14 protein-coding genes and 1 pseudogene are annotated in these 17,710 nt (G+C 65.7%); 7 read left to right on the forward strand and 8 right to left on the reverse strand.

Annotated features, from left to right (window positions below):
* Positions 1–621: a DUF2238 domain-containing protein gene (locus AC3ENJ_RS08815; protein WP_431813769.1), complete on the forward strand. Its 621-nt coding sequence runs from the start codon at positions 1–3 to the stop codon at positions 619–621.
* Positions 622–629: 8 nt separating this feature from the next.
* A complete protein-coding gene (locus tag AC3ENJ_RS08820) occupies positions 630–1,193 on the forward strand; it encodes a protein-L-isoaspartate O-methyltransferase family protein (RefSeq protein ID WP_190781471.1) in 564 nt (187 codons plus the stop codon).
* 31 nt (positions 1,194–1,224) lie between these two features.
* On the opposite strand, the gene AC3ENJ_RS08825 is transcribed toward AC3ENJ_RS08820, so the two are convergent.
* Positions 1,225–1,929: a superoxide dismutase family protein gene (locus AC3ENJ_RS08825; protein WP_431813770.1), complete on the reverse strand. Its 705-nt coding sequence runs from the start codon at positions 1,927–1,929 to the stop codon at positions 1,225–1,227.
* Between the two features lie 319 nt (positions 1,930–2,248).
* On the opposite strand from AC3ENJ_RS08825, the gene AC3ENJ_RS08830 reads away from it, so the two are divergent.
* The 4 genes from AC3ENJ_RS08830 (at position 2,249) to AC3ENJ_RS08845 (ending at position 8,206) form a co-directional block, all read left to right on the forward strand.
* A complete protein-coding gene (locus AC3ENJ_RS08830; protein ID WP_431813771.1) occupies positions 2,249–4,480 on the forward strand; it encodes a multicopper oxidase family protein in 2,232 nt (743 codons plus the stop codon).
* A gap of 119 nt (positions 4,481–4,599) precedes the next feature.
* A complete protein-coding gene (locus AC3ENJ_RS08835) occupies positions 4,600–6,036 on the forward strand; it encodes a dihydrolipoyl dehydrogenase family protein (protein WP_431813772.1) in 1,437 nt (478 codons plus the stop codon).
* Positions 6,037–6,212: 176 nt separating this feature from the next.
* On the forward strand, positions 6,213–7,361 hold the full coding sequence (locus AC3ENJ_RS08840) for a type III polyketide synthase (RefSeq protein ID WP_223841209.1): 1,149 nt from the start codon (positions 6,213–6,215) through the stop codon (positions 7,359–7,361).
* Positions 7,358–8,206: a methyltransferase domain-containing protein gene (locus AC3ENJ_RS08845; RefSeq protein WP_190781476.1), complete on the forward strand. Its 849-nt coding sequence runs from the start codon at positions 7,358–7,360 to the stop codon at positions 8,204–8,206. Before AC3ENJ_RS08840 ends, AC3ENJ_RS08845 begins: the two co-directional genes overlap by 4 nt.
* Positions 8,207–8,262: 56 nt before the next feature.
* Here the strand turns inward: AC3ENJ_RS08845 and AC3ENJ_RS08850 are convergent.
* The 3 genes and pseudogenes from AC3ENJ_RS08850 to AC3ENJ_RS08860 form a co-directional block, all read right to left on the reverse strand.
* Positions 8,263–8,877, reverse strand: a pseudogene (locus AC3ENJ_RS08850) (nitroreductase family protein); the annotation flags it as partial.
* 3 nt (positions 8,878–8,880) lie between these two features.
* Positions 8,881–9,210: a hypothetical protein gene (locus tag AC3ENJ_RS08855; RefSeq protein ID WP_190781477.1), complete on the reverse strand. Its 330-nt coding sequence runs from the start codon at positions 9,208–9,210 to the stop codon at positions 8,881–8,883.
* A 42-nt stretch (positions 9,211–9,252) separates the two neighbouring features.
* Entirely contained in the window at positions 9,253–10,710 is a 1,458-nt protein-coding gene (locus tag AC3ENJ_RS08860; RefSeq protein WP_431813773.1) for a lipase maturation factor family protein, read from the reverse strand.
* 58 nt (positions 10,711–10,768) lie between these two features.
* Between AC3ENJ_RS08860 and AC3ENJ_RS08865 the strand changes: the two genes are divergently transcribed.
* Positions 10,769–12,205 (forward strand): phytoene desaturase family protein, encoded by a 1,437-nt coding sequence (locus AC3ENJ_RS08865; RefSeq protein WP_431813774.1) that lies wholly within the window; start codon positions 10,769–10,771, stop codon positions 12,203–12,205.
* 158 nt (positions 12,206–12,363) lie between these two features.
* Here AC3ENJ_RS08865 and AC3ENJ_RS08870 read toward each other — a convergent pair whose 3' ends face one another.
* From AC3ENJ_RS08870 to AC3ENJ_RS08885, 4 genes are all read right to left on the reverse strand, one after another.
* Entirely contained in the window at positions 12,364–13,161 is a 798-nt protein-coding gene (locus AC3ENJ_RS08870) for a VOC family protein (RefSeq protein WP_431813775.1), read from the reverse strand.
* A gap of 133 nt (positions 13,162–13,294) precedes the next feature.
* A complete protein-coding gene (locus tag AC3ENJ_RS08875; RefSeq protein ID WP_431813776.1) occupies positions 13,295–14,041 on the reverse strand; it encodes a helix-turn-helix domain-containing protein in 747 nt (248 codons plus the stop codon).
* A gap of 339 nt (positions 14,042–14,380) precedes the next feature.
* The gene (locus AC3ENJ_RS08880) at positions 14,381–15,550 is read right to left on the reverse strand and encodes a baeRF2 domain-containing protein (protein WP_431813777.1); all 1,170 of its coding nucleotides are present in this window, start codon (positions 15,548–15,550) and stop codon (positions 14,381–14,383) included.
* Positions 15,551–15,708: 158 nt separating this feature from the next.
* Entirely contained in the window at positions 15,709–17,709 is a 2,001-nt protein-coding gene (locus tag AC3ENJ_RS08885) for a vWA domain-containing protein (protein ID WP_190781483.1), read from the reverse strand.
* Position 17,710: the final 1 nt, after the last annotated feature.

Here is a 17,710-nt window from a genome sequence, read left to right on the forward strand (position 1 = left end):
ATGACGAAACGTGTTTCGCTCAGAGGGATGTTGCTGAGGCATACGCCGCTCATCATCGTGGAGGCGGTGTTCGTGGTGTCGTTCCTCGGGGACAGGTCACGGGGAGATGCTGAGAACGCGTTCCTGGCCATGGGCTTGTTCCAGGTGTCGCTAACACCCCTGGTCGTTGAAGCCATTGGGCGGACACGTATCCCCATGTACCTCCAGCTGCTTTACGCCATCCTGCTGTTCACCGGCGGATACATGGGCAGTTATCGCCGGTTCTACGATGTGTGGGAACCGTGGGACACCGTGGTCCACTTTTATTCGGGCATCATGATCGCTGTCTGGGCGGACTACATTCTTCGCTCCGTCGAGCGGAAGCATGGTTTCGTCCTGCCCCGCTGGCTACGCGCGACGGTGATTACCTCGGTCAGCGCCTTGGTCGCCATGCTGTGGGAAGTCGGAGAGTTCGCGGCGGATCAGACAACGGGGTCGCGGGCGCAGATCAACAATTACGACACCATGGTCGACATGATCACCGGGACCCTGTCCGCTCTGATCGTTGCCGTCATCCTGGCCTGGAGGGCTCCCCGGCGGCGGCCCGCTGAGGGAGAATTGACGCATAGTTCAACCCGTTAGGGACAGTCATGGACCCGATCGCACAAGCCTTCACCCGGATCAACCGAACCGACTTCCTGCCCGTAGAAACTCGTCGGTTCGCGTCCGAGGACGCTCCGCTGAGCATCGGGTACCAGCAAACCAATTCACAACCCAGCACGGTGAAAGCCATGCTCAAACTATTGGCCGTGCACCCCGGTCATCGTGTGCTGGATGTGGGTGCTGGATCCGGGTGGAGCTCGGCGCTGCTGGGGTCCCTGGTGGGTGACCAGGGCGAGGTAATCGGCGTGGAACGCATCCCCGAACTCGTCAGCACGGCGCGCGCCGCCAACGCCCAGCAGAATCAGCCGTGGGTGCACATCCGGCAAGCCACCGACGGCGAACTCGGAGCCCCGGGTGAAGCACCCTTTGACCGCATCCTCGTCTCCGCCATGGCCAACGCCCTCCCCGAGCAACTGGTGGAGCAACTGGGGGAGGGCGGCGTCATGGTCATCCCCGTGGCCGGTGAGATGCTGCGTGTGCGCCAGGGTCATCGGGGCCCCAAGATCACCCGCCACGGGAAATTCAAATTCGTACCGCTACGCGAGGACTGAACCCCGCCGGCGAACGACTGCGGGCAACTGCTTACTCGATCACGCCGCACGCCAAACGGCTTCCCGCGTCGCCGGTGGACTGAGTATCCTCGTCGGGACCAGCCGCGGCATACCGCTCAGGAATGTTGGCGTAATTGTCCGGGTCCGAGTGGATCATGAGGGCGGAACCGTTGTCGTCCATCAGGGTCTCGGTGGTGAGCCGATCCGTCTGGAACGTCAGCTTGGCCTCTCCGGACTCCATGACCAACAGGGCGGGCAGGTCACCGTCGTGCTCGGGGTGCCGCGCGTCATCGCCACCCAGGTGGCCACCCGCGGACAGGAAGGCCCCCGTCTCGGACGGGTCGTCGGTAGCGGAACTCTCCGCTTCACAAACACCGTTCGTGTGAACGTGGAATCCGTAATAGCCGGGTTCCAGACCGGACAGCTCTGCGGACACGACCATGGCCTGATCATCGTTTTCCGCGGGCGAGAACTCGACGGTGCCGAAGTCCTCGCCCTCGGTATTTTGAACATTCGCGGTTGCCAGGGGTTCGGATTCCGACGCCGCCGCGCTCGTTTCCTGCCCACCAGTTTCTTCCGAGGCCCCACCGCCCCCGTCATTGCCGCAGGCGGCCAGGGTCAAGAGTCCCGCGATGCCGAGAAAGGCCAAGCCCGTGCGGGTTAGAGAAGTTTTCTTAGCGGGGGTGGTCGCCAGGTCAGTGGCAGGGGTCGGGGAAGTCAGGTCACGCTCGTTCATGGCATCTCCTCATCGTGGGTCCGCTGGGCCGGCGCGTCCGAAAGTTGATGCCGACCGTTCTACGGTGTGGCATTTCCACGGTACACATGACGTGGCTCACATGTGAACGCAGAGGCGGTACGTCACGGTGTATTACGCCTAGTTAAAGGCACTTTTCCGCACGCAGGGAAAGCGTTAGCCTCAGCAAGATCCTTAACCGAATCGTGACCGCCAACGGGCCGTTATTTGCATATGCTAATTCGTACCAGGGCAGTAGAGGGCCGCCGTTGGCTGCGGTGGACCACGTGCCACAGGACTACTCGCCAAGCGAGGGCTCATCATGGCTACACCCACCCCCACCCCCCAGAATCTTCCCGAGCCAGGCTCGGTCGAGTACGCCGACCTGGCCCAAACAGGCAGTGCTCCGCCACTTCCCTCAGAGCCCGGTGCGAGGCTGGCTCCCGTCGAACCGGACACCGCCGAAGAACCCGACGCATTGGCGGATCCGCCGCGCGAACCCACGCGGGAGCGGGCGTCGTCGGCGAAGAAACCGAGCCATCCGCTTGCAAGTCCTCCCGCCGGATTCCCGTGGTGGCCGCCGCGACCGGTGCCGTTGCCGGGCATCGACTCGGGTCTGGGGCTGAAAAAGTTCCGTGATCGGCTACCGCAACCCGCCATCATCCGAGCGTGGCGCCGGCCGGAGGACAGTCCCATTCGCGTTCGTGCCGAACTCGCGCCCGTGAGATTCCACGCTGATATCCCGCCCGCCCAAGCATGGACGTACGAGGGTGGCTTGCCCGGGCCTACGATCGAGGTGCAGCGGGGCCGTTCCGTGCGCATCGATTGGGAGAACGGGCTGGAACGGGACGGCCACGCGTTGCCCCTGCCGTACGACGTCGTTCGCGTGCCCGAATTGCCCCCGTTGCCTCCCGGGCAGCCCGGGGTGAACGCGGACTTCCGCGCGGCTGTGCTTCCGGGTGGGCGGGCCACGGACAAGGGGCCCGGCGAGGACTCGTACCCGCGGTTGGGCCACACCGCCGAACTCACCGCTGCCACGGTGGTGCACCTGCACGGGGCCTTGACCAACGGGCACAATGACGGTTGGGCGCACAATGTTGCGTTGCCCGGTGGCGTCACACGCTGCACTTACCCGAACCGGCAAGAGTCCACCACGCTCTGGTACCACGATCACGCGATGGCCGTGACGCGGTTCAACGTCTTTGCGGGCCTCTCCGGTTTCTACATCATTCGTGACGGCCAGGAAGCGAGGCTGCGGTTGCCGTCTGGCGATCGGGAACTATTCCTGGGCGTCGCCGATCGCAACCTGGAATCAGCACCGAATGCCCCGGCCGGGACCATGAAGTTCACCGGCCGAGCCCTGTACAAACAGGCCGGGTTCACCGGATCCACCGGAATCAAGGGCGAGATTCCCGTGACGGCACCGTTCACCATGGTCAACGGCAGAATCTGGCCCACCAAGGACGTGGACGCGTGCTGGTACCGGCTGCGGTTGCTCAACGGCTCGAGCTCCAGGATCCACCGGTTTTCGCTCCACGACACCACTGATGAGAAATTCACCCCGGGAACGGCTGTTCCCAGTACGGACCCGGCCTTCGGCGCTCGCCGCAAGAGCAACGCCCTGGTGGTGATCGGGACGGATGGCGGTTTGTTGCCGGCCCCGTTCACACCGGAGGACGGGATCATCGAGATGGGCCCGGGTGAACGAGTGGATGTGCTCGTGGATTTCTCGGCGTTCCGGGGCCGCACTCTTGAGCTGCGCAATGAGAACGGTACGGCCCTCAATGCCCAGCCGGGCCAAGTGGAGGCCAGCGTCATGCAGTTCCGGGTGGACGACCGCCGGGTGTTCGACCGCTTCACGCTCCCGGCCGTGCTCAACGGCGACTATGTACGGTATCGCCACACGGATGACGGCAAGTTAATCATCGGAGCCGAGGTGATCGACCATCACGGGCACGCGTGGGTTGCGGTGGTACCTCCCGGCATCAGGGGTTCCGTGCACCCGGAAATGTGGGAGCTGAGACAACTCGAGGAGGGTGAGGACCCCGGCGCCACGGATGTGATCCGGTTGACTCGCGCGGACGGTCAAGTGCTGACGTTCAAACCCGCGGCCAAGTTGTTCGACGATACGTTGACCATCAGGTTCTCGGAGGGCGACTGGGTCGTGTGGAACATCGTGCACCTGGGCGGTCCTGCGCACCCGATGCACATCCACATGACCGAGTTTCAGATGATCAACCGGTGGCAGTGGCCGCTCGGACCGGGCGGGGCGCTGCCGGGCTTCGATCCGGTGACGGCTTCCACACCCGACCCGTTGCCGGTGCCGGGGTCAGGGCGGCCGATAACGCCGCAGACCGCGGGCATGAAGGACACGTGGGTTGTGCAGCCGGGAGAGTGGGTGCAGGTCCTGGGAGACTTCACCGGGGCCACGGGCAGTTTCATGTACCACTGCCACATCCTGGACCATGAGGACCACACCATGATGCGGCCCTTCACGGTCCTGCCCAAGGGCGTCATGGCCTTCCACGATGTGCATGGTGGTGGCCATCACTAGGGCCACTGTTCAGGAGGGCGGTGCACGCTTACGATGTCACCAACAATCAGTGGGCTGCTTACTCGATGTGGTGAGGCCGGTTTTCAGCCTCACCACATCGACCGATAAAAGGGGCATTCATGCCTGATACCCAGCAAGCGGATCGACAAGATCTCACCGTGGACGTCGTGGTCATCGGTGGCGGAGCGGTGGGCGAGAACGCGGCCCAATACGCGATCGAAGGCAGCGACCTCACCGCCGTGATCGTGGAGGGCCACCTGCTGGGTGGTGAATGTTCGTACTACGCGTGCATGCCCAGCAAAGCCCTGCTGCGCCCCCTGGACGTGGCCGGGACCTCCGCGGACGTCGACGGCGTGTCACCCGCGCGTCTGGACCACGGCGGGATGCTTCAGCGCCGCGACGCGTTCGTGTCGCACTACGACGACTCCTCACAGGTCGAGTGGGCGGAATCCACCGGGATCCAAGTGCTCCGCGGCCACGCTCACCTCACGGGGGAGCGTACCGTCAGGGTCGATGACGACGCCGCTTCGCGCACCATCACCGCGCGGCACGCCGTGATCCTGGCGACCGGCAGCGAACCCTCGGTGCCGGCGGAGTTCGAGGGTGCGCACGTATGGACCTCCGCCGATGCGACCGGGGTGGTTGAAGTTCCCGAACGGTTGGTGATCGTGGGCGGAGGGGTAGTTGCCTGCGAGGCGGCCACGTGGCTGGCCGGTCTCGGAGCACACGTCACGCTGCTGGTACGTGGTTCCGCTCTGTTGACCGGCAACGAACCGTTCGCGGGACACAGTGTCCTGGACGGCATGAAGACCCACGGCGTGGACGTGATGTTCAACACCTCCGTGACCGCATGCCGCCGGGACAACCCGGAGCACACCGGCCTGGGGAAGATCCACGGCGGAGCCGTGCACCTGGAAACCACGTCGGGCGAGCTGGACGTGGACGAGGTGCTGGCAGCGACCGGGCGCGCTCCACGCTTGGACGACCTGGGCCTGGATGCCGTAGGCCTCACCCCGGAGAACATTATTGACCGCGACCTCCCGTCCTGGCTGCACGCCGTGGGTGATGCGAGCGGCGATGTGCCCCTGACCCACTGGGGCAAATACCGGGCACGCGTGCTGGGTGCCCGAATCCGGGCGGTGGCCACGGGTGACCCGGAACCCTTCGAGGTTCAGAGTCCGCCCGTTCCCCAGGTCATTTTCACCGAACCGCAGGTGGCACAGGTGGGTCTCACCCAGGTGGCGGCGGATGAGCAGGGCATCGACGTGGTCACGGCCCAGGTTGCCTACAACGCCGTGGCGGGGTCCGCACTGCTGCGCAATGACGTTCCCGGACAGGCCAAGATCGTGGTGGACCGCGAGAGCCGTTGTCTGGTGGGCGCCACGTTCGTAGGTCCGGAGGCCGGTGAACAACTGCATGCCGCTACGGTGGCCATCACCGGCCGAATCCCCGTGCCTGTGCTGCGCCACGCGGTTCCCAGCTACCCCACGGTGTCCGAACTCTGGTTGCGGTTGCTCGAAAGTCTTCCCGAGGAGATGCGCCGCCCCCGGGACTGACCAGGATCGTTACGTATTGATCGCCACTTCGTCGGTGATCGAGCACCCCGGTCGCCGGTCATGGGGCCGCACTGAGTGCGTCCGACGCCGAGACCTCGCCACGAAGGCCACACCAGCGGCAAAATGTGCGGCCACCGTGGCCTCTGTCGTGCCTACCATGGGGTATGACCGTACGAATGCATACGATTGCGACCGCCGTTCCGGATACCCAAATGCATCAACCGGGCGCCGCACAGATGTTCGCTGAACAACCGGCCATGACCCGGCTGGGATCACGGCTGGTCCGCTCGGCTTTCGCGGGTTCCGGGGTGGCCACTCGCCGCACGGTCCTGCCGGAACTCGGTGTGGCCGCCTCGTTGGACCGCGACGAAGCCAATGTCGATGCCGCATCGGGGCCCTTCGTGGATCCCGAGTCGGGGCACCTGCTCTCACCGGGAACCCAGACCCGCAACCAGCTCTACACCGAGCACGCGCAGCGTTTGTTCGTGCGCGCTGCGCGCACGGCCATCGCCCAGGCCGCGCCCACCGTGGCCCCTGAGGACATCACGCACGTGATCACCGTGTCCTGCACCGGGTTCTTCGCGCCGGGCCCCGACGTGCGCGTGGTCAAGGATCTGGGGCTGCCGGCGGACGTGTCCCGGATGCATCTGGGTTTCATGGGGTGCAATGCCGCGTTCCCCGCCCTGCGTGCCGCCTACACTGCGTGCCTCGCGGATCCGAACGCCGTGGTGTTGGTCGTGTGCGTGGAACTGTGCACCCTGCACCTGCACGTGCGCAACGACCCGGACACCATCATGGGTAATGCCTTGTTCGGGGACGGCGCCGCAGCCACCGTAATCACCGCTCGAGAGACCACCGGCTCGTCGGCAGAACCAGCACTGGAGTTGCTGGACTTCGAAACGACCCTGGCACCGGTGGGTGAAGATGAACTCGCGTGGAGCGTGGGGGACCAAGGGTTCGAACTGATCTTGGGAACCTATGTCCCTCGCATCATTGACGATCACGTCACGGACGCCCTGACTCCATTACTGACCCGGGCACAGCTGAACCCCGCGGACATCCCGCTGTGGGCTGTGCACCCCGGCGGGCGGGGCATTCTGGACAAGGTGCAATCCCGTCTGGCGCTCACGGAGGAGCAAATGGAGCCGTCCCGTGCGGTGCTGGCCGACGCCGGGAACATGAGCAGCGTGACCATCCTCTTCGTCCTGGACAGGATCCGACACTCGAACGCCCGCGGTTTGCTGGGCGCAATGGCCTTCGGACCCGGACTCAGCATCGAGAGCGCCTTGCTGCGCGCCGCGGGCGCCGAGGCGACGGGTCAATGAAAGACCCGCTCCTGCGCCGTCGAAGTACCCATGAGCCGGAGTTGATGGACGATCCGAACTGCGATCCGGTCGCGTTGAATGCGACGTATCGCCTGTTCGGGGTGATCAACCCGTTGGTCACGTCGTGGCGGCCTCTGTACCGCCAGTGGATCCGCCCGGTCCTGCGGGCTGCCGCGCGAGAAGGCCGGACGGCCACCCTGCTGGACGTGGGTAGCGGGGGCGGTGACGTGGCTCGGAGCCTGTCCCGGTGGGCCCGCCGTGACGGGCTCCCTCTGGCCGTGACCGCGATCGATCCGGATCTGAGGGCCCATGCGTGGGCGGTAGCCCACGACAACGGCGCCGGGGTGGATTACCGAGCGGAGTACAGCAATGCGTTGGTGGCTGCGGGGGAACGGTTCGACGCCGTGGTCTCCAACCATGTCCTCCACCACTTATCGCAGCGCGAACTGACGGAACTGCTCACCGACACCTCCGCACTGACCCGCTGCGTGGCGGTCCACAACGACCTGCGGCGCAGCCGACTGGCCTGGTTGCTGTACTGGGTGGGTACGCTCCCTTTGCTTCGCACGCGGACGCTCGCCCGGTTCGACGGTCTCTTGTCGATTCGTCGCAGCTATCGCCGGGGTGAACTGGCCGCTGTCGTACCCCCGGGGTGGAGCGTGCGTCGGCAGCGGTTCTTCCGATTACTTGCGGTGTTCCCAGCTCACGCAGAACCCGGCCGCACGTCGTCGTCCCAGCCCTCCTGCGGAACATTGCACGTCTCGCGAAAAACGAACTGGGAGGGGCGCTTGCGTTCCCTGCTGGACCAGTCGATGGCCGGGCGGTGGGTTCGCTCGGGGAGGTAACCCAGCCGGTACACGGCCATGAGTTCCAGCTCATCCGGAACATGCAGCATATCCACGATGCGCTGCCACTGATGCGGGGCCTCCATGGGGAATGAGACGAACTGGATGCCCATGCCCAACTCCACCGTGGTCAACCACAAGTTCTCCATTGCCGCGCCCATGCTGAAAACCGAGTAGAAACCGGAGAGCTCATCCGGGCGATACTCGCCTCGCTCGAGCATGACGCCCAACAGCAGGGGTGAGCCCGCCACCAGCTTGCGATTCTCCTGGCCCAGGGTCTGCGGCACGCGCAGCTTGTTCATCAGGTTCTGCCCGGACGGGGTGAAGGCCCGGGAGGTGAAGGGCCGCAGCAGAGCCGGCAACTTGTCGAAGAGCATGCCGCTGCGCAGGGTGTCCATTTCCTTCTGGCTGAACCTGAAGTACTTCTTGTACCTGTTGAAGAAGGTGCCGGAGCTCATCACTTCGGCCATGCTTTCGCCGCTGATGGTCGCCACCGTCTCGATGGTGTCCCGGTCCTCAATGAGCACGAACCGCCAGGGTTGGCTGTTGAACTGGGAGGGCGCGGCCGCCGCGGCGCGAATCAGGGTCTGCTGATGCTCGGGGCTGACCGGATCCGGCCGAAAGGGGCCATTGGTGGTGCGCCGGTTGAACACGGCATCGAGAAACTCCATGGATCACCTCCGGGCCAGTACAAGACCGGCCGCATAGCAGGGGGCCGCCAACAGCGCGTCACGGGTATGACGCCGGAGCGGGCGCGCCCCGTGATGTTGCAGCAGGAACAGGGGAGCCGCAGCCGGAGCCAACGCAAGCGCCGCGGGCGAGCGCCGGGTAGCGCACGCGAAGAATGCGGCAGCCGTGGTGGTCGCGGTCAGGATGTACAGGCCGTGATGAACCCACCGAAAGTTGGACGTGTCGACCCACTGCTTGGCCACCGAAATCCCCAAGGAACAATTCGCGGCATAGGCTCCCGCGGCAGCGGTGATCAGAGTGCGGGGTAGATTCATGTCCCTCCACGTTGACGGTGTTCGTGCCCAGGGCTCATCGTGTCAGTTTCCTGGGCGAGGGTCCACATTCTGATCCTCGCCGGCCAGCGTGACGGGCGGCAGGAAGGTGGCATCGGGCGTGCGTACCCACCAGTCACCGGTTTCGTTCCGTTCGGTACGGGTGGTGAACCGGTACCGGAACAGCCGAGCGCGTATGTATCGGGGCGGGGCGTCGGGGAACGGATTGCGGCGCAGCAGTTTCAGCGTGGCTCGATCACCTCTCAGCAGCCGGTTGACGAGACCGGGGAACCAGGAGCGTGCATAGGCGGGGGAAAGCGCGGCGAACCACATCAACCAGTCCAGTCGTAGATGGTAGGGCGCGAACTGCGCCGGGCGGCGGTGTACGTTCCCGGGCTTACCTTTGAACTCGTACTCCTGCCACATCGTGCCGGGGCCGGGTTGTGGGTCGTGGGTCCCTTCGACCACGACCTCCCACCGGACCCGGGTCACCGAGCCGAAGGCCCCGTAGGCATTGACCAGGTGCAGCCGGTCGAAAGAGGCGTTCATTGCCTGACCGCGGGAGAGCAGGTTCTTGGCCGGCCACCAGGACAGAATGACCACCAGGACGGTCACGGCGGCCACGAGCGCGACCCACCACGCTGGCCCGGTGGCGTCCGATGCCGCGGGCAGCGGCAACAACCACTGCCAGAAGGTATCGGGGAGCACGGAGAGCCCCAGGACGATGGCCATCCAGTTCAACCACGAGAAGTTTCCGCTGATCACGAGCCACAGCTGGGTGACGATCATGATCCCCGCAGCGATCCCAGCCACCGGCTGGGGCAAGAACAACCCGAACGGGACGATCAATTGGGTGAAGTGGTTACCAGCGACCTCCACCTTGTGCAGCGGGGCGGGCAGCCGGTGAAAGTACCAGCTCAATGGCCCCGGCATGGGTTGTGTTTCGTGGTGATAGTTCAGGCAGGTCAGGTCTCGCCAGCACATGTCGCCGCGCATTTTGATGAGCCCGGCCCCGAACTCGAGCCGGAAGAGCACCCAGCGCAGCAGGATCAACACGAGGAGCGGGGCAGCGGTAGCCGCGTTCCCCAGGAAAATGGCCAGGAACCCCACCTCCAGCAGCAGCGATTCCCACCCGAAGGCATACCAGGTCTGACCCACGTTGACGATTGACTGATACAGCAGCCACAGCACGAGCCACACGGCCATGGCGCCCGGCAGGGGGAGCACGTCAGTGACGCCGACCAGCGATAGAGCGGCCAGCAGGGCGCCAAAGCCTGCGATCAAGGCGAAGAAACGGTCCGAGTAATACCAGTGGAAAATGCTCGGGGAGCGTCGGAACGGTACGCGGGCGGTGAAGCGGGGGATCGGCAGCATGCCGTTGGTGCCGAGCAATGGACGGAATTGATTGAGGGCCACCAGGAACGCAGTGAGGTATACGGCTGCCAGTGCCCGCATGAAAAGCAACCGCGCAAACCAGTAGTCGTCCGCAAAGAACCACTCCACGTGGCCAGCCTACCCCCGGGCGGTGTTCCAAATGGCCCCGCTGTGATGGGATGGGAGTATGACTACGGCCATCGTCGTCGGCAGCGGACCCAACGGCCTGGCGGGCGCGATCACACTCGCCCGGGCCGGCATGGAGGTGACCGTCCTGGAGGCCGCCGGGACCATTGGCGGCGGCACCCGCACGAGCGAGCTCACCGTTCCCGGGCTGCTGCACGATCACTGCTCCGCGTTCCACCCGATGGGCCTGGCAGCCCCATTTTTCACCAGCCTCGACCTGGGGGCGCACGGGGTGCAGTGGCGCTGGGCGCCGGTTGAGGCGGCGCACCCCCTCGACGACGGTAGCGCGGGTGTGCTGCACCGTTCACTTGAGGCGACCTGCGCCGGGCTGGGTGCGGACGGGTCCGCGTGGCGGCGTGTGTTCGAGCCCCTTGTCGAGCACCTGGACGAGTTGTTCGAGGACCTCATGCGTCCGATACTGCATGTACCCGCGCATCCGGTGTCTCTGGCGCGCTTCGGGGCCCGTGCCGGGTTGTCGGCCACCGCACTCGGGCGTGCTTTCCGCACGCCTGAGGCTCGGGCACTGTTCACCGGGGCAGCCGCGCATGCCATTCATCCGCTCACCCGGCCCGCGACCTCTGCTATTGGGCTCATGCTGTTGGCCGCCGGACACCGGGTCGGCTGGCCGGTCCCGGAGGGCGGCTCGGCCGTCATCACAGCGGCCCTCGCGCAGATCCTCGTCGAGCACGGCGGCCGGATCGAGACCGGAGTGCGCGTGCGTTCACTGTCTGAGCTGCCGCCCACGGATCTGATACTGCTCGACGTGGCGCCCGACGTCGCCATCGCGCTGGCCGGCGATGCATTGCCGACACGGGTGCACCGCGCTTACCAGCGTTTCCGACGCGCCCCCGGCGCCTTCAAGCTCGACCTCGCCGTGGAGGGCGGCCTGCCCTGGGCCAACACGGACTGCAATCGCGCCGGCACGGTGCACGTCGGTGGTGCCGCAGCCCAGGTGGTTGCCGCCGAACGTGAGGTGTATGCCGGTCGGATGCCGGAGCAGCCTTTCATGCTCGTCGGGCAGCAGTACCTGGCGGATCCGACCCGATCGAGGGGCAACGTGCACCCGGTCTGGGCCTACGCCCACGTACCCTTCGGTTACGCGGGTGACGTGACGGAGGCAATGCTCGCCCAGCTCGAACGTTTCGCCCCGGGCGCCCGGGAACGCATTGTGGCCACCGTGGCGACCACGCCGACGCAGTGGGAGAGCTACAATCCAAACTTCGTCGGCGGTGACATCATCACGGGCGCGAATTCGCCGCGTCAGTTACTCGCCCGGCCTCGGCCTGCCCTGAACCCCTACGCCACCGGCATCGCGGGAGTGTATCTGTGCTCTGCGGCAACGCCCCCCGGCGGGGGCGTGCACGGCATGTGCGGGTACAACGCGGCGACCATTGCGCTGGCGGACTTGCGTACCGGTGGGCCTGCAAAGGCGTACTGATCAGCCAGCCCACCACCCTTACCGGGGATAGGTGGGTCTTGGGGCCATGGTAAGGTTCTGCACTACTTCGAGGCCGGCCCAGCGCTCAAAGTGAAATCCGTTATCCGTATGGTCCGGTCGAGGCTGATGAAGCCCCTCGTTGCCCTGACCATCCTGCCTCATCCCTCAGGGGCGGCCTCGCTCATTGCGCAGATCTGGAAACTCGCGCCCTCCGGGTCGGCAACAGTGGCAATGCGCCCGAACGGTGAATTCACGGGGCCGTCCAGCAGGCTCCCGCCCAATTCCCGGACCCTGTCGACGGCGGCATCGCATTCCGCCACACCCAGGTAAATGCGCCACCCGGTGGCCGTCTCCGGCATTACCCCCCTCGCATCCCCTATTCCCCAGCTTGCATCCTCACCTTGGCCGTTGGTCACGTAGCGGAAGTCGTCATTTTCCATGGGCTCGCTCAGCGGGATGAGGTCGGCGTCGAACACGGCGGTGTAGAAGGCAGCGGCGTCGTCAAAGCGTTGCGTCATCAACTCGAACCACACGGGGGATCCGGGGGATCCGGTGAACTCGTAGCCCTCGAGCTCCAAGGCCTGCCATAGCCCGATAACGGCGCCCGTTGGGTCGAGAACCACGGCCATCCGACCGGAGTCGCCGACGTCGTACGCGGATGTCACCACGGTGCCGCCGGCGGCCGTGACCTTTGCCAGGCGGGCGTCGGCGTTGTCGACGGCGAGGAAGACTCCCCACTCGGAGGGGATGTCTTCGCCCTGCGGGCACGTCATACCGGAGACATCCATAACGCCTCCCACCAGGGCGCCGTTGTTGCGGATCAGATTGTAATGGTGGAAGTCCTCGCCGAGGTCCTCGAACGTCCAGCCGAACAGGCCGGCGTAGAAAGTCTTTGCGGCGTCGAGGTCGTGGATGCCGAGGTCGAGCCAGGTGCTGGTACCGGTGGTCCGGGTCATGATTCCTCCTGGGGTCCGTGGGCCTCGTGGCCGATCGGTAACTTCACCCTACGGATGTGGGCCAGGAGAACTTTGTCCGATCCTGCGCAGCTGTGCCCGCGGGAGATCGCGCGGCAGTGCCCGCGAGGCACGGTCAGGGCGGACACAAGCTGGGGAGCGCCGCCAGTAACGGAACCCGGCGCGCTGCTCCCTGCGGTCCGAAACGCAGCGTGACCTCGCACGCGCCGGTGATGGGATGCGGGTGCGCCGCGACCACGGGGGCCGCGGGCACCAACTGTTCCAGCGGATCGGCCTGCGCTGCCACCGCGAACCCCAACAGGTACGGCGCCCCCTCGCACAGCGGCAGCCGCACCCGGGTGGCCCCGGAAACCAACGCCCCGGCATGGGGTAGCCCGATGGGCACGGGAAGTGGGAACCAGCCCACCCATATCAACGCTTCCCCTCGTGGGGCGAAAGGTATGGGGATCTCGAGCCGCACGGTCGCCGTGCCAGGGCCCGGAGCCGGCACCATGAACGGACGGGGTTGCCGGTCACCTATCACGTCCGCCAGGTGCCGCAACTGTCCCGGTGTGATCCCCACGGCACTACGGAAGCGCCGGCTGAAGCTCGACAGGGAGTCGAAGCCCACCGCGGTGGCGATGTCGATTACGGGATCCCGATCCGACAGCAGCAGACGCTTCGCAGCATCGATCCGCAGCGCGGTGAGGTACTGGCCGGGCCCGATACCCACGTGTGCGCTGAACACCCGGGAGAAGTGGAAGGGACTGTACCCGGCGTGAGCCGCGAGATCGCCGACGTTGAGGGTGGGCGCCTGAGCGGCCGCGAGGTCGAAGACCGATGTCCACTGCTCCACCGTCAGACCAGTGGTGATGCGGGTCATGGTCCCAATTGTAGGAGGCCGCACCGACATGGTGTTCCCTCCAACCAAACGGGGGAGCAGCGACATGTCAGATCGAAGCAGTACTGGACACGGCCCCAAACGGCGGCAGCGGGCGGGAGTGAGCCCTCGTGCATAGGATCGGTACCCGGAGGATCAACAGTAGCCACGCAGGACGGCAACGCAGCTGAGCTTCCCCTGTCACCCCGCAACCCGCAAGGTCACCCGGGAACCCGCGCGGCAGGGGTGAACACGGCAACCCCGCCGGTCCATGCCCCGTCGTCTTCGGGGCTTACGGTCTTGACCGGTTCCCGGGCGCTGGAGCCCGGGAACCGGTCGCGGTCATTGGTGGATCGACTCTTCCTCGCGCTCGTGGGGTGATTGATCACGGTCCGGATCTGCCGCGGTCTCGCGGCCGTGGTCCCCGGACATGCTCGAGAGACTGTTCGACGGCGTTGCCTCGTCCCGCCATCGCAACAGCGCACCCACACCCTCCGGCAGACTCACGTACTCCTCACCCAGGGTGGAGATCTCGGCATCGGTTGCAAGAGCCTGCCGGGCGAGTTCTTCAGCGTTGTCCGGCTCGCCACCGATCGTCAGGATGAGCTCTGACACCTGACCGCGCTGCAAGGCCCCGGCGACCTCGGCCGCGCCGGCCACGGATTCGCCACCGCGACTCTGGTTCTCGGTGAACGTATCCGCCAGTTGCCGTTGCCGCTCCGCGATGAACCCTTCGGTCACGCGGGCCAATTCTTCGCGGAACGATGCACGATCAAGGCTCTGCCCGCGCGTGCCTCCCGGGACCTCCTTCAAGATGGCCAGCGCCTCCTTGCCGAGTTCGTCCTTCAACAACGACTGCGCCCGGACGTCACCGGTCAACAACAGCATGTCCAGTTGGCGCTCCCGGACAATTGAGTCGACCTTTGCGGCCACCGCCTCCGCATTGCGTTCCCAAGAATCTTCCACGCGAGCTTCCTGGTTACTGGAGCGCCAACCATGTTGGGAACCACCGCCCACGCTGGTTTTGTGCAGTTCATCGTGGCCCCCGTCCACGGAGGCGTCCTCACCCAAACCGTTGTCATTCTTAGTAATCTTGGGATTTTCGGGAGCGCGGAGATGCAGATCCGCGCCGGAACGGTCTACCTCCACGAGCAATTGCCGAACAGCCTGCGGAATCAGCTGCAGCAGAGGTACCAGGACCGGCTCAGCGCCCCAGTGGGCAGAATCCTCGCGCGGGGGCGCCGGTAACACTCGGTCGACCAGAATGGCTGATCCGGTCGCCAGAATGGCGCGGCCATGCCGCCCGCCCACGGGTGAGGGCTCCAAAAGCGTGGTCTCGATCTCCTCGAGGATCTCGTCCGGGGCACCGTCCTCTGCAAGTTTCGAACGGAAATGTCCCCATCGGGTGGACAGCCCCGAAGCGGAGCTGGGATCGGTTCGAGTGGAGTCGATGTAGATCGACAGGAACGGTCCATCGGTCTCGAGCACGGGCATGAGCCAAGACAGGTTCACGGTGACCTCCTGGTTACTTGTCGGGCGACAGGACGCCACAGTGTGGCGCCGTGGTGCAGCTCACTGTTCCATGCAAATCGACCGGGGACAAGGGACTACCCCTGACGGTTGAGTACCGAAAATTTGGAGGTTCCATGAGAATGCGGGCTGCGACACTGTCAGTCCCAGTTCATGTCCCACACGGGATCCGCGTACCGGTTCCGCAGGAATTCGCCGACCACCGCGGCGCCCAGATCCTCCGGATCCGGGGCAACCACCCGGCCTCCGGCACGTTGGGCCATGGCCTGCACGAAGCGCACCAGGCCCGGGTCATCACCGAGCCTGAAGAACGTGATCTCAGCACCCTGCCGGGTAACCTTGTCCAGTTCGGTCACCGTGGTCATGAGGGTTTGGCGATCCGGAGGATACGAGAACCACGCCTCGCCATGGGTCATCAAGTGGGCGGTGGGTTCTCCGTCGGTCACCACCAGTAGCACCGGTTGCATGTTGGGGTGCTGACGAAAGAATCGGCCGGCGAGCAGGAGACCGTGGTGCAGATTGGTGCCTTGTTCGTGCCATGCGGGCAGCGAGGTCAACTCACCGATGTCCATCCGCTGGGCGTACCGACCGAAGGTGATCAGCTCCAGCCGATCACCCCGGAACCGGGTGGAGAGCAAATGATGCAGTGCCAGTGCGGTGCGTTTCATGGGCACCCAGCGGTTGTTGAGTGCCATGGAGAACGAGGTGTCCACGAGCAGCACCACGGCCGCCTGCGTGCGCGCCTCGGTCTCACGCACCTCGATGTCCTGCACGTGGATGCGCAGCCCCTCCATCGGGTCCTGCCCGGCCGCCGCGGTGCGGCCGATTGCGTTGGTGACGGTGCGCGTGACATCCCACGGTTCCACGTCCCCGAATTCCCAGGCTCGGCTGGACCCGGTCTGTTCACCCGCCGCTCCGGCCAGACGGGTGTCCCGGCGACCCTGGCGACCGGAAATCCGCCCGGCGGCGTCGCGCAACAGGGACTGACCGAGTTTGCGCATGGCGCGCGGGGACAACTTCAGGTCCCCGTCCGTGCCGCGGCGAAGGTAGCCGCTGTCCTGCATCGCCTTCTCCAGTTCGGCCAGGGTGCGCGCCGAGACCGCGGCGTCGTCGCCGAGCTGGCGCGAGAGCGCCTCGATGTCCAGGTCCGACAGCGTGGACCCCGAATAGGACTGCGAGAGCTGTTCGGCCAGGGAATCGAGATCCGCCAGGTCTTGGAGCACCCCGGTGCCGTCGCCCAGCCCCAGACCCTGATCGCCGTCGAACTGCTCGGAACCCGTCCAGTCCTCTCCGGGGCGCAGGGCCTGCAGGGACGCGTCCAGGCGATCCAGCTGGGACATCAACTCGGGCGAGCCGAAGGCCTGCGCGGACAGCGCCATCAACTCGTCGCGTTGCTCCTGGGTCATGGAGCGCATCATGCGCTGGGCGGCGGCCGAGCGTTGGGCGAGCGCGTCGATCAGCTCGTCCACGTCCTGTGGGTTCTCGGGGAACTGGTCCCCGTGCTTGGCCATGAACTCTTCGAAGTCTTCCGGCGTGTCCTCGCCGCGCGCGTGCTTGTCCAGCAGATCGTTGAGGTCGCTCAACATCTCCGCCACGGCCTGTCGGTCCTCGTCGGTCGCGTTCTCCAAGGCCTGCTTCATGCCCGCAAAACGCTGGTCGAGCATTTCGCGGCCCAGTAGATCCTTGATTTGCTCGTAGTGCTGCCGGGCGGTGTCGGACTGCCAGTCGTAGTCGGCGAGTTCGGTCACGGCAGCGGCGGGTGAGGTGGGCAGGCTGTCCAATTGCATTTCGCGGAACTGCCGGTCCAGGGGATCCATGCGAGCGTCTCGCAGGAACTGGTTGCGTTCCTCGCGCAGCGCCTTCTCCAGCAGCTCCTTGACCTCCTGGATCGTGCCGTCCAAGCGATGCTTGCTCAGCAGATCACGACGTCGCTGGTGCACCTTGCGCGCCAGGTCGTCCAGTCCGCGCTGGTTGCGTCCGCCCCGGCGCAGGAACTCTCGCATTGCTTGTTCCGGGGAGTACCCGGACATGACGTCCTCGGCCACGGCGTCGAGCGCTTCGGCGAGATCGACGGGTGGTGCCAAGGGATCGGGGCCCCCGGCGTAGCGGCCGTACCGGGAGGACCTGTGGCGGTTACGCATG

This window comes from Kocuria sp. cx-455 (assembly GCF_057707085.1).